The sequence below is a fragment of the Microbacterium sp. 67-17 genome, assembly GCF_001898325.1.
GTDB lineage: Bacteria > Actinomycetota > Actinomycetes > Actinomycetales > Microbacteriaceae > Microbacterium > Microbacterium schleiferi.
This window is the reverse complement of record NZ_MKTR01000016.1, coordinates 125,954-149,299: the sequence shown is the minus strand read 5'-3', so window position 1 is coordinate 149,299 and position 23,346 is coordinate 125,954. Positions and strand designations below refer to the sequence as shown.

Here is a 23,346-nt window from a genome sequence, read left to right as displayed (position 1 = left end):
TCGTTCACCCGTCGTCGGAATCCCGGGCCTCGCGCAGTGCGCGACGGCTGAGGGGCTGCGAGTCGCCCTCGAGCAGGGTCGCCTCCACCGGTTCAGCCGATCGCGGGTCGCGAACCGTGCCCACCACTTCGGGTCCGCGCCGCCAGAGCTTCGACGGCCACCAGATCGCCCGCCCGATGTCATACGCCAGTGCGGGCACGAGCAGGGACCGCACGACGAAGGTGTCGAGCAGCACACCGAACGCGACAATAAACGCGAGTTGTGCGAGGAACAGGATCGGGATGACCCCGAGCGCCGCGAAGGTCGCGGCAAGCACGAGCCCAGCGGATGTGATGACGCCGCCGGTTGCCACGAGGCCGCGCAGGATGCCGCGCCGCGTCCCGTGCACGAGTGACTCCTCTCGCACGCGGGACATCAAGAAGATGTTGTAGTCGACGCCGAGGGCGACGAGGAACACGAACCCATAGAGCGGAACGGCCGGGTCTGCGCCCGGGAATCCGAGGACGTAGTCGAAGACGAGCGCACTGACACCGAGAGCCGAGCCGAACGACACGACAACCGTGAGGATCAGCAGGACCGGCGCGACCACGGCCCGCAGGAGCAGCATCAGGATCAGCAGGATGACGACCAGCACGATCGGGATGATGACAGTGCGATCACGGATCGAGGTGTCGTTGGAGTCGACATCCGTCGCTGTGACACCGCCGACCAGCGCGACACCGTCGCCGAGCTCGTCGGTGAATGCGACGCGAAGGTCGCGCACGGTTTGCTCGGCCTCGACCGAGTCCGCGGCATCCGTCAGCGTCGCGATCACAAGCACGTCGCCGTCCGAGACGGTGGGACTCGGGGCCGGAGTACCCGGCGGCCCGAAGGCCGTGAAGACCGGCTCCCCGTTCTCGACCGACACCGGGGCCTGTCCGCTCGGTGAGTCCTCGGAGGCGACGGAGACCGAGTCGATCCCGGCGCTGTCGTCGAGGATCGTGACCGCGGCGGCAAGCTCGCTCTCGGGAACGATCACGTACACGGGGCTACCGGAGCCTGCCGGGAAGTGCTCGGCGAGAACATCCTGCCCGTCTCGAGCCTCGGAATATCCCAGGACAAGGTCGCTGGATGCCACGCCATCCGCTTTGAACTGGGTGACACCGAGTGCTGCCACCAGCAGCGCGATCGTCGTGATGATCCAGACCGGGCGCGAGCGGCGTGCGATGAGTCGCGCTTGGCGTGGCCAGAATCCCTTGACCGGCTTGGTGAAGTCATCGGGAAGCTCCGCGAGGCCGTGCTTCGGGATGAACGGCCAGAACGCCGCGCGACCGAACAGAGCGAGCAGCGCGGGCAGAAAGGTGAGGGCAGAGAGCATTGCGAACGCGATACCGATCGAAGCGATGGGCCCGAGAGCCCGGTTGGTCGCAAGGTCGGACAGCAGCAGGATGAGCAGACCAGCTATGACCGTGCCGCCCGACGCGAGGATCGGCTCGAACGATCCCTTCCAGGCGCGCAGGGTCGCGTTCCATCGGGGCTCACCCTCGCCGATCGCCTCTCGGAACCTCGCGACATAGAGCAGCGCGTAGTCGGTTGCCGCACCGATCACGAGGATGAACAGGATGCCCTGAACCTGACCGTTGAGGACGAACACGCCGGCGTAGGCGAGCCACCATACGACCAAGAGCGCGACGGTCAGCGCGAAGGTCGAGGTCATGAGCACGAGGATCGGCAGCAGCGGCGATCGGTAGACGATCACCAGGATGACGAACACCGCCACCAGCGCGACGATCAGCAACAGCCCGTCAATCCCGAGGAAGCCCTTGACGAGGTCGGAGGTGAATCCGGCCGGCCCGGTGACCCACCCCTCGAGCGGAGCCTGCAGCTCGTCGGTGACGAGAGTGCGGATTTCTTCGACGATCTCGCGTACTTCACCCGACGAGTCGATCGGGATGAAGACCTGAACCGCTTCACCGTCATCCGAGACCACCGCTGGCGATACCCCATCAAGCACACCGTCGATGCCCGCGATCTCGTCGACAAGGGTCTGCACTTCGGCGAGCTGGTCATCGGTGAGCTCACCGTCGCCCGTGACGACGAGGACGGCAGGAATTGCTTCGTCACCCAAGAAATCCGGCAGTCGCTCGGCCACGCGCGTTGCGTCCGCGCTCTCCGGGAGGAAGCTCGACTGGTCGTTGCTGGCGACCTCGTCGACCTTTCCGAAGTAGGGTCCGCCGACCGAGCCCACCCCGACCCAGATCAGGACGAGAAGTGCGGGGATGCCGATTCGCAACCACCGCGACGGACGCAGACGCTCTTTCACTGGACCCATATCGCTAGTTTATCTAGCTAATGGGGTGCAGACGCAACCCCTATCGTTGACGGATGGTATCGGCATCCGTCGCGCTCCTGGGAGCGTTCATTTACGGTGCCGCCGACTTCTTCGGCGGGCTGGCGGCTAGGCGCCTGCGCTCGATCGTGGTGACGGCGACCGCCGCCCTGAGCGGGCTCGTTGTTCTGTTCGCGCTGGTACCCGTGCTCGGGGCGAGCTGGAACATCGAGGATGCCGCCTGGGGTGCCCTCTCCGGCGTCTTCGGCGTGATCGCCATCGTCTTGCTCTACGCGTGCCTCGCGATCGGCCCCATGAGCATCCTCTCTCCCGTGACCGCAGTCACCGGGGCTATCGCACCGATGATCTGGGGTCTCACGATCGGAGGTGAGAACCTCACAATCACGGGATACGCGGGGCTCGGCGTCGCCTTGGTCGCCGTTGTGCTCGTTGGGTTCATTCCCGGTCAAGGGGCAGTGAGGCCGTCCGGGCGCGGACTCGTGATGGCCGTGGGGTCAGGGCTCGCTATCGGGGCTTTCCTCATCGCTCTCGATCAGGCCGGCGACGACAGCGGTCTGGTGCCGATGATCGCCAACCGAGCGACGAACTCGCTCATCACGACGATCGTCGTCACGGTGATGATCATCTCGGCCGTGCGGCGCGGACAAGGCGCAGCATCCGCCCTGCGAGCGGGCGGGACCGAGCTCGGCGCCACACCCACCGGCCACGCCGATCTCGAGCACGCGCGCATGAACGTGATGACCCCGACGCGATCCGGTCCTGCAGGTTGGGGACTCGCCGTCGTGTGTGGCGTGCTCGATGTCATCGCGAACGTTCTGCTTTTGGCCGCCCTACGCCTCGGGGATCTCTCGATCGTGGCGGCACTCACTGCGCTCTACCCGGCCGGGACGATCCTGCTCGCCGCCGTCGTGCTTCGCGAGCGCGTCGCGGCCGTCCAATGGCTGGGTCTTGCCCTGGCCCTGAGCGCCGGCGTGCTGCTGGCGCTTGCCTGAGGCAGGCTCAGCCCTCGAGGAACAGCAGCACGACCGAGACGACAAGGCCGATGAGCGCAAGCGCCGCGAAGCCTGCGGTCAGGCGAGCAAGCGAACGCACGAAAGGCGACGTCCGAGAAACGCGAACGGTATCGTGCCGGCCGAGGCGCGCCCACAGCTCGACCTCTTCATCGTGCACGCTCGCGCCGGGTGGGAGCGGGGCTTCGCCCAGGATGCCGCCCTCATCGAACCACCGCACCACCGGGCCGACCGGCGTGGCCGTGACAACTGCACGCACCGGCACCCATGACCCATCGGCTACCCAGGCGATCAACGCCATGATCCCCAGCACGACAGCCGCGCCAAGCCCGATCCAGGTGTAGATCTCGAGAGCAATAGCAAGCGCGGGGGGCACTGAGGCTCCTCTTCTCGTTCAGAGCCACCTAAGGGAATCGTCCCCACCGCCACTCCAGCCGCCGCTACGCGGCGCCCGGAGTCCCCGGCGGCGTGGGCCCACCCAAGGGTTCGCTCCTCGGGCGATGAACGAGAACAGGCCGCCCTGCGGACGGTCTCTTCTCGTTCAGAGCCACCTAAGGGAATCGAACCCTTGACCTATTCATTACGAGTGAATCGCTCTGCCGTCTGAGCTAAGGTGGCGTGATCGCTCGCGCGATGCACGATCAACGATCTTACCGTGTCCGCACCTGGCTCGTGACCACCGGTCGTTACTGGCAGACGAGGCCGTCAGGCGGCACGATGCCGTCGATGAAGTAGGCCTCGACGGCATCATCCACGCAGACATTGCCCTTGTTGTACCCGGTGTGCCCCTCGCCCACGCGCGTGATGAGCACGCCCGACTCGAGTTGATCGGCCAGAGCAACCGACCAGTCGTAGGGTGTGGCGGGGTCACCGGTCGTACCGATCACCACGATCGGCTCGGCTCCAGCCGCCGTGATCGGCTCCCGAACACCGGTCGGCGCATAGGGCCATACATCGCACAGGTTCACGCTCTCCCAGTACGGGGCGATGGTCGGAGCCTGCTGGGCGATAGCCGCCTGAGACGCAGCGTGCTCGGCATCCGTTTCGTCAGCCGGGTAGTCCATGCAGTTGTAGGTGAGGAACGCCTCGGTCGAGTTGTCGAGATACTGGCCGTCCTGCCGGTTGTAGTAGAAGTCGGCGAGCGAGAATGCGGTGCTCGCCTCGCCCTGCAGCGCGTCGGTGAGCGCCTGCGTCAGGTACGGCCAACTCTCTTGCGCATACAGTGCGGTGACGATCGCCGTTACGAGTGAGTCGGCACCCAGCATCCGGCCGTCGCTGTTGCGGATCGGGTCGCGGTCGACACTGGCCAGCAGGATTGCGAGGTCGCCCATGGCCTCATCGACCGAACCGGTGAACGGGCAGTCGCTTTGGCCAACGCACGAGGCCATATAGGCACGAAGCGCGTTCTCGAAGCCGATCGCCTGTTGCGTGGAGACATCCAGCCCGCTCAAGGAGGGATCGATCGCGCCGTCGAGCACGAGACGCCCGACACGATCCGGGTAGTGCTTCGCGTACGTGGCGCCGAGGAACGTCCCGTACGAGTAGCCGAGGTAATTGAGCTTCTCGTCGCCGAGAACGGCGCGCAGCAGATCCATGTCCTGCGCCGCGTTCTCGGTGGTGATGAACGGCAGGATGCCGTCGCTGTTCTGCTCGCACGCGGCAGCGAAAGTCTTCTGCTTCTCGACGACGAACGCGTCCCATTCCGCAGAGCGGCGCTGCCCGGGCGGGATGTCGAAGACGAACGAGTCCATGCCGGCGGCATCCAGACAGGTGACGGCGGTGGATTCACCGACTCCGCGAGGATCGAAACCAATGACGTCGTAGTTTTCCTGCAGAGCCTGTCCGACGGCGTAATCCAGGGAGTCGCGCACGAGATCTACGCCGCTGGCTCCCGGCCCGCCAGGATTGGTCAGGAGCGACCCGAGCGGATCGCTGTCGGTTGCCGCGTGACGGATGACGGAGAGATCGATCGTGCCCGCCTCCGGATCGCTCCAGTCGAGGGGGGCCGTGACGGTGGTGCAGTCGAAGTCGCCACCGCAATCAGTCCAGTCGAGCGTCTGCTGATAGAAGGGCAGCAGGTCCGGGGCTACCCCGTCGGTGATCGGCGTCGGAGAACGGTGCGGGGCAGCGCTCTGATCCGGCATCGGAATGAGGTAGCACCCGGCGAGCGCGACAGTTGCCGCCACCGCCAGGGCGCTCGCGGTCAGGATGCGTCGAGTGAGGCGTGCGGTCATGGTGTCCTTCCCGACGAGACGGTGATGAGCAGGCTCTCGAGCGCGAGGGTCGGCGCGACGTTCTGTTCGAGGTTCCGGCGCGTGCGGGCGATCTCGTCGAGCACGACGAGCGTCCGCTGCGGCGACCACGCCCCCGCGAGGCCGCGGAGGTCGGTATCCATCTCCCGGTTGATCAGGATGCTCTCCCCGGCCGCATCGACCCTGCCGAACTGGATCATGAGCACATCACGGTACAGAGACTGCAGATCCGTGAGGACACGATCGATCCCGTCACGCAGGCTCCTGGTCGCGCGGCGCTTCTGATCCTCTTCGAGAGCGTTGATCTGCGCTCGGACGGCGGGGGGAACAGCGGCGCCTTCTGCGATCCCGAGGGTGCGCTTCAGACTCTCGCGTTCCGCCTCGTCTCGCTCGACGGTGAGTGCTTTGGCGTCGTCGGTGGCTGCCTGGACGATGCGACCTGCGACATCGACGGCATCGCCGACGCTGCGAACACCGAGCGCGGCACGCAGCGTCAGATCGCGACGCGCGCGAGCCTCGGCATCCGTGGCGAGCCGCTGCGCCATCCCAATGTGCCGTTGCGCGTGCCGGGCGGACTGCTCGGCGGTGACCGGGTCCGCTCCCGTGCGCTGCGCGATGAGCGCAGCCACATCGGCGACATCGGGCTCGCGCAGGCGCACCACCCGCACCCGGGAACGGATGGTGGGAAGAAGGTCCGCGTCGCTGGGTGCACACAGCACCCACACGGTGCGCTCAGGGGGCTCTTCGAGCGCCTTGAGCAGAACATTGGAGGTGCGCTCGGCCATGCGGTCGGCATCTTCGACGATGATCACCCGGTACCGGCCGAGCGAGGGGGCGAAGTACGCGCGCTCGACGAGCTGGCGGGCTTGGTCGATGCGGATGATCACCTGCTCGGTGCGGAGGACCGTCACATCGGGGTGCGTCCGCGCGATCACCTGACGCATCGTCGCCTCGTCGCCGGGGTCGGCAATGAGTGCTGCCGCGAACGCCGCAGCGAGCGTCGAGCGGCCTGAGCCCGGCGGCCCGGTGATGAGCCAGGCGTGGGCGAGCGCGTCGGGGTCGGATGCCGCGGCCTGGAACTGCGCGACAGCCTCGGGCTGACCCCACACGGCGCCCCAGGGCACAACCTGTTCGGGGGGCGCTGCCTGCATGCAGACCAGCGTAGCCGCGGCATCCGACGATGTGCCGTGAGCCGCCACCACGGCCCGCGTTACAGCGCGAGCAGAGCCGTCACTCTCGCACGGACTGCCTCGGCGATCTCATCTGCCGGCAGTGATGCATCCAGCACGAGGAAGCGCTCGGGCTCGGCGGCAGCCAGCACAAGATACTCGGCGCGCACCCGGGCGTGGAACTCGTCGCGCTCCGCCTCGAGCCGGTCGAAGGGCTTGTCAGCAGCATCCAGCCTCGCCCGTGCCGTCGCGGGATCGAGGTCGAGCAGAACTGTCAGATCAGGCAGCAGGCCCTCGGTCGCCCAGAGCGACAGGTCGCGGATCTCGTCACGACCGAGCACCCGACCCGCCCCCTGGTAGGCAACCGACGAGTCGAGGTAGCGGTCCTGGATGACGACCTCGCCCCGCTCCAGAGCCGGGCGCACAACCGTGGCAATGTGGTGCGCCCGGTCGGCGGCGTAGAGCAGCGCTTCGGCCCGCGGCGACACTTCGCCCCGGTGGTGCAGGACGATGTCTCGGATGAGGACACCGACCTCTGTCCCGCCCGGTTCGCGCGTGCGCACCACGATGCGCTCTTCGGACTCCAACCAGTCGCGCAGGAGGCTCGCCTGCGTCGTCTTGCCCGACCCGTCACCGCCCTCAAGGGTGATGAACAGTCCCGGTGCTGTCACTTCTTGGCCGTCGTCTTGCGGGTGGTCGTCGTGCGCTTGGTCGTGCGCTTGGGCGCCGGGCCCTTCGCCCGCTTGTCGGCGAGCAACTGCACGGCGCGTTCGAACGTCACGTCGTCGACCTGTTCGCCGCGCGGGATCGTCGCGTTGGTCTCACCGTCGGTCACGTACGGGCCGAACCGGCCGTCACGCAGGCGGATCGGCTTGCCGCTGGTCGGGTCGGCGTCGAACTCCTTGAGGGCACTCGAGGCACGCCGTGCACCATACTTCGGCTGTGCGTACAGCTCCAGAGCCTGCTCGAGGGTGATGTCGAAGATCTGCGCTTCGCTCTCGAGCGAGCGCGAGTCGGTTCCCTTCTTGAGGTAGGGACCGAACCGGCCATTCTGCGCCGTGATCTGCTCGCCCGAGGCGGGATCCTCTCCCACGACACGGGGCAGATCAAGCAGGCGCAGCGCCGTCTCGAGGTCGATCGTGTCCACCGACATGGATCGGAACAGCGACGCGGTGCGGTTCTTCGGTGCGGCACTCTTCGCGGACTTCTTGCCCTTCGCAGCGGGCGCCGGCTCAGCCGGTGCCGTCTCGAGGACCTCACCGGTCTCCGGATCGACGACTGCGGCGGCCTCGGGCTCGGTTTCTTCGATGTAGGGGCCGAAACGACCATCCTTGACGACGACGAGCTTGCCGTTGGCGGGGTTCTCGCCGAGCACCCGGTTGCCAGCAACCGGCGCGTCGATCAGTTCCTGTGCCTTCTCGGGCGTGAGCTCGTCGGGCGCGAGATCCTCGGGCACGTTGATTCGCCGCGGGTCGGCATCCGGGTTCGCGGGATCGACGACCTCGAGGTACGGCCCGTACTTGCCGACACGCAGGGTCACGCTGTCGCTGATCGGGCGCGCGTTGAGCTCGCGCGCGTCGATGTCGCCGAGGTTGTCCACGATGTTGCGAAGCCCCACGTGGGCATCCGAACCGTAGTAGAACTCCTTGAGCCACTCGATGCGCTTCTGCTCGCCCCGCGCGATGGCGTCGAGGTCGTCTTCGAGCGCGGCGGTGAAGTCGTAGTCGACGAGCTCGGAGAAGTGCTCTTCGAGCAGGCGCACGACGCTGAACGCGACCCAACTGGGGACGAGGGCCTGTCCGCGCTTGGTGACATAGCCGCGATCGAGGATGACATCGATGATGCTCGCGAAGGTCGACGGGCGTCCGATGCCCTTCTCTTCGAGCGCCTTCACGAGGCTCGCCTCGGTGTAGCGGGGCTTGGGGCTCGTGGAGTGACCCTTGGGTTCGACATCCGTGAGACTCAGCACGTCGCCGACGGCAAGGGCCGGCAGCGACTGGTCGTCGGCACGGTCGGCGTCGGCCCGCTTTTCGTCGCGTCCCTCTTCGTAGGCCTCGAGGAAACCCTTGAAGGTGTAGACGGTGCCGGATGCCGTGAACTCGGCCTTCCTGCCGTCGGCCTCGAGCGCGAGAGTGACCGTGGTGGTCTCGTACTTGGCGTCCGACATCTGGCTGGCGATCGTGCGCTTCCAGATGAGGTCGTACATGCGCTCTTCGTCACGGTCGAGCTGGCCGGCGACCTCACTCGGGCGCCGGAAGAACTCGCCAGACGGGCGGATTGCCTCGTGCGCTTCCTGCGCGTTCTTGGAGTTGTTCCGGTATGTCCGGGGGTTCAGCGGCACCGCCTTGTCGCCGTAGAGCTCGATCGCCTGCGCACGCGCGGCGGTGACCGCCTGCGTCGACAGGGCGGTCGAGTCGGTACGCATATAGGTGATGTAACCCTTCTCGTAGAGGCGCTGTGCGACGCTCATGGCGTGCTTGGCGCTCATCGAGAGCTTGCGGCCGGCCTCCTGCTGCAGCGTGGACGTCGTGAACGGCGGCTTCGGGCTACGCGTACCGGGCTTTGCGTCAAGGGCGGTGACGGATGCCTCGGCCGCGGTCTCGACGGCAGCGGCGAGCGCTCGCGCGGCTGCTTCGTCGAGGACGACGACCGCCTTTTTCAGCTGGCCCTTGTCATCAAAGTCGGTTCCGCGAGCAAGGGACGCCCCGTCGATGCGCGCGAGGCGCGTCGTGAACGAGGAGCCGCTCTTGCCGGCGAGAGCCTCGACATCCCAGTAGTCGGCGGCGACGAACGCCATGCGCTCGCGCTCGCGGTCGACGACCATGCGGGTGGCAGCGGACTGCACACGGCCGGCAGAGAGCGCGGCCCCTTCGCGGCCAGACCCGACCTTGCGCCACAGCACCGGCGAGACATCCCACCCGTAGAGGCGATCGAGCACACGCCGCGTCTCCTGCGCATCGACCAGGGCGAGATCGAGGTCCCGGGTCTTGTCGACGGCGGCGCGGATGGCGTCCTTGGTGATCTCGTGGAAGACCATGCGCTTGACGGGAACCTTGGGCTTGAGTACCTCGAGCAGGTGCCACGCGATGGCTTCGCCCTCGCGGTCTTCATCGGTTGCGAGCAGGACCTCGTCGGCATCCTTGAGGGCACGCTTGAGCTCGGCGACGGTCTTGGTCTTGCGATCACTGATGACGTAATAGGGGTCGAAGTCGTTGTCGACGTCGATCGAATACTTCCCGTAGGCCTGCTTCTTCTCGGCAGGAATGTCCTTCTTGCTCGCGAGGTCGCGGATATGTCCCACCGAGCTGAGCACCTCGTACCCGTCACCCAGGTATCCCTGGATCGACTTCATCTTCGTCGGGGACTCGACGATGACGAGCTTCTTGCCTGTGGCCAACGAAAGCTTCCTTTCTTCGATGCACACCATACACACACGGCGACACAGCGAAGGCTGAGAGCAGCAAGCCAGCGCCCGCGCGCGGCTCCGTCGGGCCCTACGGCGGCGGGCCGGCGCGGGCTGTTGCGGTGACCTCGAACGCACCGAAGGGAACCGAGACCGAGACCGTCGCGATGAGCTCAGCGAGTTCACACGCGTGCGCTCGTGCCCCCATCGCCGAGGCCACCTCAGCTGCGCGGTCGCAGGGCGCGCCGAGGACCGCGCCGGATGCAGCATCCGCCGCCGCGAGCGCGGCCGCATCAGCAGCACCGGCCACGCGTTGGGCGACGACGGATGCCGCGCCCATTCCCGCAGCGGCCACGATCACCGCAGCACCGATCGCCGCGATGCCCGCCGAGGCAACGGTGCCCGCCATCACCAGCCATCCGCGAGGGCGCAGCCGCGCGCGCTGACGGGAATCCCGGAAACCGTGCGTGCCGCGGTCACGCACACCAGGTCTCCCTCGTCGCTGATCTCGACCGTCGCGCCGGGGACGGCATCCTGCACGAGCGCACTCACGCGCGCGCCGCTCTCGCCGCGGGAGGCGAGTCTGGCAGCGTCGGCGACGGCATCCTGCAGCAGGATCTGTCGCCCGGCCGCCCCGAGCATTCCGACGGCAAGAAGCACGACAACCGCGACAGCCGTCATCGCGATCGCGAACTCGGCGGCGACCGACCCGCGATCACCGCCGAGCCCGTCGCGGATCATTCGACGCTGAGCGCGCGGCGCACCAGGTCGGTGAGGATGCCGCGCACCTCGTCCGAGCGCATGATCACGACCAGCAGGCCGGCGAAGGCGACCGCCGCCATCGTGGCAATCGCGTACTCCGCAGTGGCAGCGCCGGTCTCGTCCAGAAACAGCTCGCGCGCAGTACGCGAGGTCAAACGGGGCAGCGGGGACATGGGTTCTCCAATCGGTTGAGGCGGTGGGCACGGGGGATGGGCACGGTCAGGGAAGTGGAAGTGACACGGACGGCAGGATGCTGAGGAACATCGGCGCAACCCCGAGGCATAGGAACGCCGGGAGCGTGCAGATGCCGAGCGGCAGGAGGAGTTTGGTCGAGAGCCGGGCTGCCCGCAAACGCCCATCGACGCGGGCACGGTGACGATCCAGGGCCGCGGCTGAACGCAGCAACTCGACGGCGGGAACCCCTGCCGCCTCCGACAGCACGAGGGTGTCGTGGACGGCCTCGGATTCCGTGCCCTGCTCACCGCGAGCGGCGTGAACAAGGTCTCGGGCTCGCGAAACCGAGACTCCACCGCTGAGGGCGATCGCCGTGAGGTCGGCATCCATCCCCGGCACCGCCGCATCTCGGTGAGCCGCGAGTGCGAGACGCGAGGTCCAGCGCCGGCCGGAAACGAGCAGGGCGATACCGACGACCGCGCACGCCCAACCCGCCGGCTCACGCAGCAGAGTCCCGACCGGATCGAATCCGAGCGCTATCGCCAGCCCGATCCCGACGGCGGGAAGCCAGCCCAGGAGCTTCGCCGTGGATGTGGGCTCGGCGAGTGCGATCCGGATCTCATCGGCCGACTCGGCGGCATCGCGCAGGACGTCGGCGAAGGAGCGCAGCGTGGCAGCAAGCGGGGCGCCGACGGTCGTCGCGATAGACCATGCCGCCGCCACCTCTGCCCACATCCGCCGCTCCCGCGCCGCGACCGACTCCCCCATCGCGTCAGCTTTCGCGAGACGGATTCTGCGTTGGTCTGCCGGTGGCGGGGGTTCGCCAGCCAAGGCGGCGATCGCACTCTCGAGCCGTTCGCCGCCGGCGACAGCGTGCTGGACCCGTGTCGCCTGCTGATCCCCCTGCCGTGCCAGATGATCCCAGGCACGGGCTGGGGGGACCCCGGCCTCGAGCAGCACGGCGACGCGCAGCACGGTCTCGGCGACCTGCGTCGTCATGACACCTCCTCTATACGAAGGCGACCGTCTGGGCCGAGCGCGGGGCGACCGAGAGCGCCAATGCGACGGATGCCGTCGCGATCACGGCTGACAGGGATGACGACCCCGATCGCACTGGTGACCTGCCGGGCGAGCGCGTTGTCGGTGAGGCCTGCGAGGGCTCCGAGGGCCTCGAGCCTCGCGGGCACATCGGCGAGGCTGTTGGCGTGCACGGTGCCGGCACCACCGTCGTGACCGGTATTCAGCGCCGACAGCAGTTCGCGGATCTCTTCGCCGCGGCACTCCCCCACGACGAGTCGGTCAGGCCTCATCCGGAGCGCTTCGCGCACGAGGCGAGCGAGGCTGATCCCGCCGGCTCCCTCGAGGTTGGGTTGTCGCGCCTCGAGACGCACATGGTGAGGGTGCTCGAGACGCAGCTCTGCGACATCCTCGATCGTCAGGATGCGTTCGTGGCGCCCCGCCTCGGACAGAAGAGCAGACAGCAGTGTCGTCTTTCCCGCCCCGGCGGCTCCCGTGATCAGCACGTTCTGGCGGGCGCTCACGATCTCGCGTAGCCGGTCGCCGACCTCGGCATCGAACATGCCCCGCCGACCGAGCTCAGCCAGCGTGACCGATTGCAGGCGCGGGACCCGGATGGATACGAGCGTGCCACTGACCGAGACCGGAGGAAGGACTGCGTGCACCCGCACACCGCCGTCGAGCCTCACGTCGACGCAGGGGTGCGATTCGTCGATGTGCCGACCACCCGCCGCGATCAGAGAGACCGCCAGATCACGTGCGTCGGGCTCGGTGAGTTCGATACCTGCCGCGCGACGCGGCCCCTGACCTCGGTCGACGAACACCGCCGCACCGTTCACGAAGACATCAGTGGTCTCGGGGTCCTCCAGGTGGGAACGCAGCAGGTTCAGCGACGGATGCCGCAGCCACTCGGCTCCGCGAAAAGACCCGCCCGTCCGCGCTCCTGGCGCGCCCCCTCCTGCGCGCCCGGTGACAGACGGCGGAAGCGGTACGAAGAGGTCAGGCATGCCTCGACGGTAGGCATCCGGTTCCTGGCACCCGGCACGCCAGCGCGAGAGCGCGAGCAAACGCGTAGACGAGGCGAGCTGGGGAGGAACACTGCCGGCGCGGCAAGAATGCCCCGACACAAAAGAGGGCGGCATCCCATCGGGGGAGAGGGATGCCGCCGTGCGGCACCGTTATCGGGGGTGGTCGGTGCCGCGATGCCAGAATCAGATGTTCGGCCGCGCACAAGCATACGCAACGAAAGGGACCGTCACAATCCGTTGTGGGGAATCTACATCCCCACTTCCGGAGGTAGTGTGCCCGTGCGGTGCTGACTAGCCTTTCGCTAGCTCTCGAGACACGACGAATCACGAGAACACCCTCCAGCCCGCGAAGGAGCGAGCCGAATGAGCAGTCAGATTGACCACCTGCTGAACGAGACCCGACGATTTGCCCCGTCCGCCGCGTTCGCCGAGAACGCGATCGGTGGCGCCGAGCTGTACCAGCGCGCCGCTGACGATCGCGAGGGGTTCTGGGCAGAGCAGGCGCGCGAGCTGCACTGGCACACGCCGTTCACTGAGGTGCTCGACTGGTCGAATCCCCCGTTCGCGACCTGGTTCGCCGATGGCAAGCTCAACGTCGCCTACAACTGCCTCGACCGGCATGTCGAAGCCGGCAACGGTGATCGGGTAGCGCTGCTGTGGGAGGGCGAGCCCGGCGACACGCGCCGCGTCACCTACGCCGAGTTGACCGACGAGGTCAAGCGCCTCGCCAACGTCCTCGAGGGACTCGGGGTCACCGCGGGCGACCGGGTAGCGATCTACATGCCGATGATTCCCGAGTCGGTGGCAGCCATGCTTGCCGTCGCGCGAATCGGCGCCGTCCACTCGGTCGTCTTCGGCGGTTTCTCGGCCGACAGTCTGCGGGCGCGCATCGACGACGCCGGCGCCAAGGTCGTCATCACCGCCGACGGCGGCTACCGCAAGGGCAAGGTGTCGGCGCTCAAGCCAGCCGTCGACGCCGCCCTCAGCGACCGCGGAGCGGGGGAGCAAGAGACCGTCGAGCATGTGCTGGTCGTTCGCCGCGGCGAGAATCCGGTCGAATGGACAGAGGGCAGGGACATCTGGTGGCACGACGCCGTGCCTGCGGCATCCGCCGACCACGAGGCAATGCCCTTCCCGGCCGAGAACCCCCTCTTCATCCTCTATACCTCCGGCACCACCGGGAAGCCGAAGGGCATCCTGCACACCTCGGGCGGCTACCTCACCCAGGCTGCATTCACGAACCGCGTCGTCCACGACCTGCACCCCGAGACCGACGTGTACTGGTGCACCGCCGACATCGGGTGGATCACCGGCCACAGCTACGTCACGTACGGTCCGCTGGCCAACGGGGCCACGCAGGTCCTGTATGAGGGAACACCCGAAAGCCCGCATCCGGCGCGCTGGTGGGAACTCGTCGAGAAGTACGGCGTGACGATCCTGTACACCGCACCCACGGCGATCCGTTCGTTCATGAAGATCGGACGCACCGCGGTGCAGAAGTTCGATCTGTCCAGCATCCGTCTGCTCGGCTCGGTGGGTGAGCCCATCAACCCCGAGGCGTGGATGTGGTACCGCGAGGTCATCGGCGGGGATGCCGCGCCCATCGTCGACACGTGGTGGCAGACCGAGACCGGCGCGATCATGATCTCGGCTCTCCCCGGGGTCACCGAGGCCAAGCCCGGAAGCGCGCAGGTTCCGCTGCCGGGAATCGGCGTGGATGTCGTCGACGAGGCAGGCGAGCACGTCGGCAACGGAAACGGCGGGCTGCTCGTGCTCACCGAACCGTGGCCGAGCATGTTGCGCGGCATCTGGGGCGACCCGGAACGGTTCGTCGAAACCTACTGGGAGAAGTTCCGCGATCAGGGTTACTACTTCGCCGGCGACGGTGCGCGCCTGGACGAGGACGGCGACGTCTGGCTGCTCGGCCGCGTGGATGACGTCATGAACGTCTCGGGTCACCGGCTCTCGACCGCCGAGATCGAATCCGCTCTGGTCGCACACGAGGCCACGGCCGAGGCAGCTGTGGTCGGGGCGTCCGATGAGACTACCGGTCAGGCCGTCGTCGCGTTCGTCATCCTCAAAGAGAGCTTCCTCGAGGCCCACTCCCCCGAGGGACTCGCCGCGCAGCTGCGCAGCTGGGTCGGCGAACAGATCGGCCCCATCGCCCGCCCGCGCGATATCTACATCGTCGGAGAGCTCCCCAAGACGAGATCGGGCAAGATCATGCGTCGCCTGCTGCGCGATGTGGCCGAGGGCCGCGAGGTCGGTGACACGACGACGCTCGCCGACACGATGGTGATGTCGGTGATCTCCGCGCAGGTGCGCTGAGTCCGGCATCCGGGCTGAGTCTCGGCATCCGCGAGGTAGGAGAAATCCGCTAGGTAGGACGTTTCAGACGCGAAAGGTCCTACCCTGCGGAGAACTCCTGCGCTCGAGCGCGGCGCTCAGCCGAGAGTGAAGATGACCTCGACCTCGACGGGGCTGTCGAGCGGCAGCACCGGAACGCCCACTGCCGAGCGCGCGTGGCGGCCGGCGTCGCCGAAGACCTCGCCGAGCAGTTCGCTCGCGCCGTTGATGACCCCAGGCTGCCCGGTGAACTCGGGAACGGATGCCACGAAGCCGGTCACCTTGAGCACGCCGGTCAGCTTGTCGACGCCGCCCGCGGCAGCCGCGGCGGCAGCGATCGCGTTGAGCGCTGACTGCCGAGCGTAGGATGCGGCATCCGACGCCGGAACGAGCCCGTGGCCGTCGCCGACCTTGCCGGTGGCCGGCAGTGCACCCGAAACGAAGGGGAGCTGACCGGCGGTGTAGACGAGGTCGCCGTGGACCTTCGCGGGGATGTACGCGGCTACGGGCGGGGCGATCTCGGGAAGATCGATGCCGAGCTCTGCAAGGCGGGTGGATACGCTCATCGGGTCACTCTCCGAACTGCTGGGCGGCAACAGCTGCCGCATCGAGGCCGGCGTTGGCTGCTCCCCCGCCGGTAGGACGCTTGAAGTATCCGACGAGGCCACCCTCGGGACCGGGCACGACCTGCACGAGTTCCCACCCCTGCTTGCCCCAGTTGTTGAGGATCGCGGCGGTGTTGTGGATCAGCAGCGGCGTGGTCATGTACTCCCACGTGATCATCGGGGCTCCCGGGTGGTCGGTGACGGCGAGGGAACGGATGCCTCCCTGCGGCCTCGACCTGGCGGGCGCGCGCGAAGCTGTCGAGCCTTCGCACAGGAAGCTCCCTTAGCATCAAGCCTATGCCTGAAACGAAAAGAACGGCTGGCGGTGTGCTCGGCGGCCTCCTCGGTGTGGTCGGCCTCAGCACCGTCGCCGGAGTCCTCGTTGCCGCTACCGTGACGCCGGCGATCGCCATTTCTGGTGCCGCTGCATCCAGCGCGATCACGCTTTTCGACAATCTTCCCAGCGCGCTCGAGATCGACGAGCTGATGCTGCCGACGACCTTCTACTGGATGAACTACGACACGGGCGAGTACGAGGTCATGACGCAGTTCTATGACCAGAACCGCGATCCGGTGACCTTCGATGAGGTCGCGCCTGTCATGTATGACGCGATCCTCTCGAGCGAAGACAAGAACTTCTACTCGCACGGCGGTGTCGATCTCGTCGGAACCGCTCGCGCCGTCATCTCCGGCGGCGAGCAGGGCGGTGGGTCATCCATCAGCCAGCAGTACGTGAAGAACATCCTCATCCAGAAGTGCGAGGCCGAGGTCGGCACCGGCGACGACGCCGACATGACGCAGGAAGAGAAGGATGCCGCCAAGGACGCGTGCTTCACTGACGCGACCGTCGCCAGCGGCGTCGAGGGCTACCAGCGAAAGCTGCAGGAGATGCGGTACGCGATCGCTCTCGAGCAGAAGTACTCCAAGGACGAGATCCTGCTCGGCTACCTCAACATCGCGAACTTCGGCGGTCAGAACTACGGTATCGGTGCCGCTGCGCACTACTACTTCGGCGTGAACCCCGCCGACCTGACGCTCGGCCAGGCCGCGGCGCTCGCCGGCATGGTGCAGACCCCGAACCTCTACCGCCTCGACAGGCCGGATGGGTCCTGGACCGACAAGGACGGCAATCCGATCAACAGTGCGGCTGACGGCTATTCGCTGACGAAGAAGCGACAAACCTACGTCCTGGACCGGATGCTTACCGATGGCAAGATCACGCAGGAGGAACACGACGCCGCGGTTGCCGAACCGATCACACCGAACATCACTCCGGCAAGCACCGGCTGTGGAGTCGTTCCCGGAAAGGCTGCCTACTTCTGCCAGTACGCCCGCGGAATCATGGAAAACGACGAGGCCTTCGGTGCGACGAAGGAAGAGCGCACGAAGCTCCTGAAGCAGGGCGGACTCAATGTCTACCTGACGATCGACCGGCGCCTTCAGCAAGCCGCTGAACAGGCGATGACCGACAACGTGCAGACCTCGATCGACGGCTACGCCAGCGCCGAGACGGGGCGCCTCGGCGCTGCGACGACGAGTATCGAGACCAAGACCGGCCGGATCCTGGAGATCACGCAGAACACGAACTTCAGCGAGACGATCACCGGCGATCCGAACTATTCATCCCTGGTCTACGCGGGAAATCTCAAGTACGGCGGTTCCACCGGGTTCGAGGGCGGATCGACGTTCAAGGTCTTCACGCTCTTGGAGTGGCTGCAAGAGGGTCACTCGGTGAACGAGGTCCTCAACGGCAATGTCCAGGTCTTCAAGACCTTCCGCAACAGCTGCTTCGGCGACATCACCAACAACACGACGCTGATCAACAACTTCGCCAAGAGCTCCGGCTACGTCGGGACCCCGATGCGGTTCACTGCCGACTCGCTCAACACCGGATTCCTGGCGATGGCCTCGAAACTCGATCTCTGCGGTATCGAGAAGACTGCCGCGAAGATGGGTGTCGTGCGCGGGGACGGGAGCCCGGTGGAAGTGCGTGTGCCGTTCCAGGTGCTCGGCTCGAACAACATCGCACCGATCGACGTCGCCGCCGCGTACGCGACGATTGCGAACAACGGCGTGTATTGCACCCCGAAGGCGATCGACCGGATCACTGATGCCAACGGCAACGAGGTAGCGCTGCCGGCCGCGTCGTGCACCCAGGTGCTGGAGCCGAACATCGCCGCGACAGCCGCCTACGCACTGCAAGGGGTTATGACCAACGGTTCAGGCAGGGCATCAAACCCCTATGACGGCACGCCGATCCTCGGCAAGACCGGTACGCACGAAGCGAAGCAGACCTGGCTGGTCGCTTCGAGCACGAACGTCACGACCGCCGTCTGGGTCGGCAACTCCGTCGGCGACGCCGATGTCAGTCGCTGGCCGTGGAATCACCTCTATACGCGACACTCCGTGGCAAAGCCCATTCTGCGCGCCGCTGACGCCCTCTATGGCGGAGACGGGTTCCCCGCACCTGACTCGAACCTCACGAAGACCGTCCTGTACGACCTGCCGAACGTGGTCGGCCAGAGCGTCGAGGCAGCGACCAAGACGCTCGAGGATGCCGGATTCGAAGTCGTCGTGGGAGACCCCGTCGACTCGACCGAGGGTTCCGGAATCGTCGCACAGCAGGATCCCGGCGCAGGAAAGGTCGCGGGCGGCACCGTCGTCACGCTTCGTCCGAGCAACGGTCAGGGCGTTTTCGTCCCTGCTGTCAGCGGTTCGGTCGAGTCAGCCCGAAAGGCCCTCCAGGATGCGGGTCTGAACGTCACCGGCGGCACGTGCAACAGCCCCGCCACGACGGCAACCGTGACGGGCACGAGCCCCGAGGCCGGCAAGGTTGTCGCGCGGGGATCGACCGTAAACCTTAACGTGACCTGTACGGCACCGGCACCGGCACCAACCCCGTGAGCTCACCGCTCGGACGCACCGCCCTCACGACCCTCGGGGTCGTGGGGGCGGTCGGCGTCGGCACTGCAGTCTGGGGAATGGGTATTGAGCGCTACCTTTACACGGTGCGCCGACACGAGGTGCACATCCTGCCCGCAGGCTCCGCTCCCCTGCGGATCCTGCACCTCTCCGACATCCACATGGCACCGTGGCAGCGCCGCAAGCAGCGCTGGCTCGCGGGGCTTGCCGACGAGCTCCACCCTGACCTCGTCGTGAACACCGGCGACAACCTCGGCCACGCGGAAGGGCTGACCGGCGTTCGCGCCGCGCTCGACCCGCTGCGCGGCATCCCGGGCGTCTACGTGCACGGATCGAACGATCACGACGCCCCGCTCCCCCGCAACCCGCTGCGTTATTTCTCGGGCCCCTCGACGTCGATACCGAGGCCAGACCGCCTCGATGTCGGAGCGCTCGACGACTACCTGCAGAGCACGCTCGGCTGGCGCGAGCTGAACAATGCCGCCGCATCCTTCGCCGTGGACGGGCACGCCATCGTAGCCTTCGGCGTCAGCGATGCCCACCGGCACTGGGACCGTCTCGAGGTCCTCCCACCGCTCGTGGACGACCTGAAGGCGCAGTCACCCGAACTCACGATCGGCGTCAGCCACGCGCCTTACCGCCGCGTGCTCGATTCCTTCACGGGGCTCGGCGCAGACATGATCTTCGCCGGACACACCCACGGCGGCCAGGTACGGATGCCGGGATTCGGCGCCCTGGTGGCCAACTGCGACATCCCGCTCGACCAGGCGCGGGGCCTGAGCACCTGGACGAGCGAGGGACGCTCGGTGCCGCTGAACGTCAGCGCCGGCGTCGGTCATTCGATCTACGCGCCGGTGCGCTTCGCCTGCCGTCCGGAGGTCTCGCTGATCACTCTCACCGCGGTGGATGCCGACAGCGGTTCGGGCGGCGCGCGCTGATCGGGTAGACTCGAACGGTTGCCACGGGGTGTGGCGCAGCTTGGTAGCGCGCGTCGTTCGGGACGACGAGGCCGCAGGTTCAAATCCTGTCACCCCGACGCATTGTCTTGCGGGAGTCGACCACAGATCGGCTCCCGCAAGACAATGATCGCGGTGACTAACGGGCCCCCAGCGCCCGAGGCTCCGCGCGACGCGAAGCGGCGCGTGGAGTGGCCCTGGGGCGCACCCCGACCATCGAGCAAGATCACAACAATCAAGACCTGACGGTGTCGTCGCCCCTCCCGGAAGGATCCTGATGGCCACCCCTCCCCGCCTGGTTGCGTTCGATCTGGATGACACGCTGGCTCCCTCGAAGAGCGCGATCGACCCGCGGATGGGCGACCTGCTCGTCGCTCTTGCCGAGCGCGTCGAGGTCGCGATCATCTCGGGCGGACAGCTCGCCCAGTTCACGATGCAGGTCGTTGACCGCCTGCCCGAGACGTCGGCTGACACGCTCTCGCGGCTACACCTGCTCCCCACATGCGGCACGCAGTACTACCGGCTGAACACTGACGGTATCGAGACCATCTACGCGCACTCGCTCACCGACGATGAGAAGCAGCGGGCACTCGCTGCCGTCGAAGAAGAGGCCAAGCGCCTCGGCCTGTGGGAGTCGGAGACCTGGGGAGACATCCTCGAAGATCGCGGCTCACAGATCACGTTCTCAGCCCTAGGGCAGCAGGCTCCCGTCGACGCCAAGATGGCCTGGGATCCCACGGGAGAGAAGAAGAACCGGCTCCGCGAGGCCGTTGCCGCTCGGGTACCCGACCTCGAGGTGCGCTCCGGCGGATCGACCTCGGTGGACATCACCGCGCGCGGGATCGACAAGGCGTACGGGATGCGCCAGCTCGCCGAACAGACCGGCATCCCCCTCGATGACATGCTCTTCGTCGGCGACCGTCTCGACCCGGACGGCAACGACTACCCGGTCCTCGCGATCGGTGTCACCTGCCAGGCCGTTGAGGGGTGGGAGGACACCGCCGAGTTCCTCGAGGCGTTCATCCCGACGTTGCCTACTCCGTCGGAGCGGTGACCGTCGCGTAATAACCACGGATGTGGTCGGTCACAGCCGCACGCGCAGCGTCAGCCTGACCCTCGCCGATGAGCTCGACGATCTGGTGATGCTCGTGACGGAGGCGTGCTGCTGCGTCATCCCAGTCGGCGATTCGACGGATGCCGCGCGCCACGTAGCCCTCGATGGCGTCGCGTAGGCCGCCCATCATGGCCACCGTGACGCCGTTTCCAGCAGCTTCCGCCAACGCCAGGTGTAGCTGCGCATCGAGGACAACGAACTCCGCCGGGCTCAGCGACGGGTCATCCATCGCCCCCAGCACCCGCTGAACATCGACGAGATCGGGGGACTCTGCGGCAGCCAGATCAGCGACGACGGCCGACTCGAGAGCGATACGGGTCTGCACGACATCCTCGACCGCGAAGCTCTGCGCTGCCAGCTGCAGCCGCAGGAGGGCCGCCATGCCGCCCGACGGCGTGCCGATGATGATCGCACCGGCAGTCGGGCCGGAGCCCGTGCCCGTGCGTATCAGGCCCATGACCTCCAGCACCCGTAGCGCCTCGCGAACACTCGACCTGCCGACACCCAGGGTCGTCGCCAACTCGCGTTCGGGGGGCAGGCGGTCGCCGGGACCGAGTTCTCCGCTCATCAGATCGCTCTCGATCCGATCCAGCACGATCCGCCAGGCCTTGGCCGGGGCATCCGTCACAGGCACTCCTTCGTCTGCCTCAGGCTACCCAGTGGTCTGACCACCGCCAAACGCGCACGCGGGATGACCACGCAAAACCCCGGAGCCGACGCTAGCGTGGGGGCATGGATCCCCTCCTCATCGTCATCGGCATCGCTGCCGCTGTGTCACTGTTCTGCTGGGTCGCGTCGATCATCACGAAAGACACGTCGTGGGTCGACCGGCTGTGGTCGGTTGTGCCGGCGGTCTACGTGTGGGTGTTTGCGATTGCCGCGCTCGTGGCAGGCGAAGAGGCGACGCGGCTTGTGGTGATGGCGGTTCTCGTCACGGCCTGGGGTGCGCGCTTGACGTTCAACTTCGCGCGCAAGGGCGGATACACCGGGATGGAGGACTACCGGTGGGCGATCCTGCGGGCCCGGATGACTCCCGCGCAGTTCCAGCTCTTCAACGTGTTCTTCATCGTGCTCTACCAGAACGCCCTCCTCGTACTGATCTCGCTCCCGGCCCTCATCGCGTGGCAGAACCCCACGCCGTTCACCGGCTGGGATGCAGCCTTCGCTGTGCTGTTCGCCCTGTTCCTGGTGGGCGAGTTCGTTGCCGACCAGCAGCAGTGGGACTTCCACAAGGCCAAGCAGGCCGCGGGAGGGACCCTGGAGCCCGGATTCCTCACGACCGGACTCTGGCGCTACAGCCGGCATCCGAACTTCTTCTTCGAGCAGGCGCAGTGGTGGGCGTTCTATGCGCTCGGCGCCACTGCCGCGGTCGCCGCTGGCGCGGGAGTCTGGGGCGGTGTGATCAACTGGACGGTCATCGGCGCCGCGCTGCTGACCGTGCTGTTCATCGGCTCCACCGTGTTCACGGAGTCGATCTCGGCATCCAAGTACCCGGCATACGCGCAGTACCAGCGGGCGACCTCGATGCTGGTACCGCTGCCGCCGCGTCAGCGGCCTGCTGAGGCCAACGCCTGAGGCCCTCGCGGGCCGAGGGACTCAGCGACCGTCGATGCGCCCGCCAGACTCACGCAGGTAGCACTCGGCACACATCGACTCGTACGTGACGCGGTCGGTCGAGAGCTCGTCGATGGCGACCTGATCGCCGTCGAAGACGAACCTGCCGCCCACCAGGCGCGCGTTGAAGATCGCCTTACGTCCGCAGCGGCAGATGGTCTTGAGTTCCTCGAGCGAGTGGGCAAGTTCGAGCAAACGCCGGGATCCCGGGAACGCGTGGGTGCGAAAATCAGTGCGGATGCCGTACGCGAGCACCGGAACGCCATCGAGCACCACGATCCGCAGCAGATCGTCGACCTGCTCGGGAGTCAGGAACTGCGCCTCGTCGATGAGGAGACACGCGACATCCGTGCGCTGCTCTTCAGCTTCGGGAACGAGCGCTTCGTTCTCGCGGCGCACGAGCTGTTCACGATGATGTGCGAAGAGCGCACGCAGATCGGCGACCGGCGGGATGAGGAAGTCCACGAGACGGGTGACACCGAGCCGGCTCGAGATGTGATCGGCTTCCTTCGTGTCGATCGCGGGCTTGGCCAGCAGCACGTGCTGGCCGCGCTCCTCGTAGTTGTACGCCGCCTGTAGCAGGGCGGTGGACTTTCCGGAGTTCATCGCTCCGTACCGGAAGTACAGCTTTGCCACGATCGGATC

At 67.0% G+C, this 23,346-nt stretch carries 21 protein-coding genes and 2 tRNA genes; 7 read left to right on the top strand and 16 right to left on the bottom strand.

Annotated elements, in window-relative coordinates; translation table 11 throughout:
- Nucleotides 1-4: 4 nt before the first annotated feature.
- Nucleotides 5-2,311, bottom strand: a complete 2,307-nt coding sequence (locus tag BGO47_RS07890) for an efflux RND transporter permease subunit (protein ID WP_292710257.1) — start codon at nt 2,309-2,311, stop codon at nt 5-7.
- 53 nt (nt 2,312-2,364) lie between these two features.
- Here BGO47_RS07890 and BGO47_RS07885 point away from each other — a divergent pair, with 53 nt between their 5' ends.
- Nucleotides 2,365-3,321, top strand: a complete 957-nt coding sequence (locus BGO47_RS07885) for an EamA family transporter (RefSeq protein WP_292710253.1) — start codon at nt 2,365-2,367, stop codon at nt 3,319-3,321.
- Between the two features lie 7 nt (nt 3,322-3,328).
- Here the strand turns inward: BGO47_RS07885 and BGO47_RS07880 are convergent, their stop codons facing one another.
- The 11 genes from BGO47_RS07880 to BGO47_RS07830 all read right to left on the bottom strand — a co-directional run bounded on the left by BGO47_RS07880 (nt 3,329) and on the right by BGO47_RS07830 (nt 13,123).
- A complete protein-coding gene (locus BGO47_RS07880) occupies nt 3,329-3,715 on the bottom strand; it encodes a hypothetical protein (protein ID WP_292710250.1) in 387 nt (128 codons plus the stop codon).
- A gap of 169 nt (nt 3,716-3,884) precedes the next feature.
- A tRNA-Thr gene (locus tag BGO47_RS07875) sits at nt 3,885-3,957 on the bottom strand.
- A 68-nt stretch (nt 3,958-4,025) separates the two neighbouring features.
- Nucleotides 4,026-5,573: an alpha/beta hydrolase gene (locus tag BGO47_RS07870; protein ID WP_292710247.1), complete on the bottom strand. Its 1,548-nt coding sequence runs from the start codon at nt 5,571-5,573 to the stop codon at nt 4,026-4,028.
- Nucleotides 5,570-6,742, bottom strand: a complete 1,173-nt coding sequence (locus BGO47_RS07865) for a DNA polymerase III subunit delta' (protein ID WP_292710244.1) — start codon at nt 6,740-6,742, stop codon at nt 5,570-5,572. Before BGO47_RS07865 ends, BGO47_RS07870 begins: the two co-directional genes overlap by 4 nt.
- A 59-nt stretch (nt 6,743-6,801) precedes the next feature.
- Nucleotides 6,802-7,431 (bottom strand): dTMP kinase, encoded by a 630-nt coding sequence (tmk, locus tag BGO47_RS07860; protein ID WP_292710241.1) that lies wholly within the window; start codon nt 7,429-7,431, stop codon nt 6,802-6,804.
- Entirely contained in the window at nt 7,428-10,157 is a 2,730-nt protein-coding gene (gene topA / locus BGO47_RS07855; RefSeq protein WP_292710238.1) for a type I DNA topoisomerase, read from the bottom strand. The genes tmk and topA overlap by 4 nt, the downstream gene beginning before the upstream one ends.
- Nucleotides 10,158-10,254: 97 nt before the next feature.
- The gene (locus BGO47_RS07850; protein ID WP_292710235.1) at nt 10,255-10,572 is read right to left on the bottom strand and encodes a helicase; all 318 of its coding nucleotides are present in this window, start codon (nt 10,570-10,572) and stop codon (nt 10,255-10,257) included.
- Nucleotides 10,572-10,904: a TadE family type IV pilus minor pilin gene (locus tag BGO47_RS07845; RefSeq protein ID WP_292710232.1), complete on the bottom strand. Its 333-nt coding sequence runs from the start codon at nt 10,902-10,904 to the stop codon at nt 10,572-10,574. Before BGO47_RS07845 ends, BGO47_RS07850 begins: the two co-directional genes overlap by 1 nt.
- Nucleotides 10,901-11,098 carry a DUF4244 domain-containing protein gene (locus BGO47_RS07840; RefSeq protein ID WP_292710230.1) on the bottom strand — a complete coding sequence of 66 codons (198 nt, stop codon included), beginning with the start codon at nt 11,096-11,098 and terminating at the stop codon, nt 10,901-10,903. The genes BGO47_RS07845 and BGO47_RS07840 overlap by 4 nt, the downstream gene beginning before the upstream one ends.
- Before the next feature lie 46 nt (nt 11,099-11,144).
- Complete coding sequence (locus tag BGO47_RS07835) at nt 11,145-12,098, bottom strand: type II secretion system F family protein (RefSeq protein ID WP_292710227.1); 954 nt, start codon at nt 12,096-12,098, stop codon at nt 11,145-11,147.
- Nucleotides 12,095-13,123, bottom strand: coding sequence for a TadA family conjugal transfer-associated ATPase (locus tag BGO47_RS07830; protein ID WP_292710225.1), 1,029 nt, complete (start codon nt 13,121-13,123; stop codon nt 12,095-12,097). Before BGO47_RS07830 ends, BGO47_RS07835 begins: the two co-directional genes overlap by 4 nt.
- Nucleotides 13,124-13,507: 384 nt before the next feature.
- Between BGO47_RS07830 and acs the strand changes: the two genes are divergently transcribed.
- Entirely contained in the window at nt 13,508-15,472 is a 1,965-nt protein-coding gene (gene acs / locus BGO47_RS07825; protein WP_292710223.1) for an acetate--CoA ligase, read from the top strand.
- 116 nt (nt 15,473-15,588) lie between these two features.
- Here the strand turns inward: acs and BGO47_RS07820 are convergent, their stop codons facing one another.
- Nucleotides 15,589-16,056, bottom strand: coding sequence for a RidA family protein (locus tag BGO47_RS07820; protein ID WP_292710220.1), 468 nt, complete (start codon nt 16,054-16,056; stop codon nt 15,589-15,591).
- Between the two features lie 4 nt (nt 16,057-16,060).
- Nucleotides 16,061-16,273 (bottom strand): DUF4177 domain-containing protein, encoded by a 213-nt coding sequence (locus BGO47_RS07815; RefSeq protein ID WP_228178003.1) that lies wholly within the window; start codon nt 16,271-16,273, stop codon nt 16,061-16,063.
- Between the two features lie 119 nt (nt 16,274-16,392).
- On the opposite strand from BGO47_RS07815, the gene BGO47_RS07810 reads away from it, so the two are divergent.
- The 4 genes from BGO47_RS07810 (at nt 16,393) to BGO47_RS07795 (ending at nt 21,027) form a co-directional block, all read left to right on the top strand.
- Entirely contained in the window at nt 16,393-18,999 is a 2,607-nt protein-coding gene (locus BGO47_RS07810) for a transglycosylase domain-containing protein (RefSeq protein ID WP_292710214.1), read from the top strand.
- Complete coding sequence (locus BGO47_RS07805) at nt 18,996-19,955, top strand: metallophosphoesterase (protein WP_292710211.1); 960 nt, start codon at nt 18,996-18,998, stop codon at nt 19,953-19,955. Before BGO47_RS07810 ends, BGO47_RS07805 begins: the two co-directional genes overlap by 4 nt.
- 24 nt (nt 19,956-19,979) lie before the next feature.
- Nucleotides 19,980-20,053: transfer RNA gene (locus tag BGO47_RS07800), tRNA-Pro, on the top strand.
- A gap of 197 nt (nt 20,054-20,250) precedes the next feature.
- The gene (locus BGO47_RS07795; protein WP_292710209.1) at nt 20,251-21,027 is read left to right on the top strand and encodes an HAD-IIB family hydrolase; all 777 of its coding nucleotides are present in this window, start codon (nt 20,251-20,253) and stop codon (nt 21,025-21,027) included.
- Here BGO47_RS07795 and BGO47_RS07790 read toward each other — a convergent pair.
- On the bottom strand, nt 21,008-21,715 hold the full coding sequence (locus BGO47_RS07790; protein WP_292710206.1) for an FCD domain-containing protein: 708 nt from the start codon (nt 21,713-21,715) through the stop codon (nt 21,008-21,010). The two genes, BGO47_RS07795 and BGO47_RS07790, sit on opposite strands and share 20 nt — an antisense overlap.
- Before the next feature lie 104 nt (nt 21,716-21,819).
- Here BGO47_RS07790 and BGO47_RS07785 point away from each other — a divergent pair, with 104 nt between their 5' ends.
- Nucleotides 21,820-22,662 (top strand): DUF1295 domain-containing protein, encoded by an 843-nt coding sequence (locus tag BGO47_RS07785; RefSeq protein WP_292710203.1) that lies wholly within the window; start codon nt 21,820-21,822, stop codon nt 22,660-22,662.
- A gap of 21 nt (nt 22,663-22,683) precedes the next feature.
- Here the strand turns inward: BGO47_RS07785 and BGO47_RS07780 are convergent, their stop codons facing one another.
- Nucleotides 22,684-23,337, bottom strand: a complete 654-nt coding sequence (locus BGO47_RS07780; RefSeq protein ID WP_292710200.1) for a thymidine kinase — start codon at nt 23,335-23,337, stop codon at nt 22,684-22,686.
- Nucleotides 23,338-23,346 lie beyond the last annotated feature (9 nt).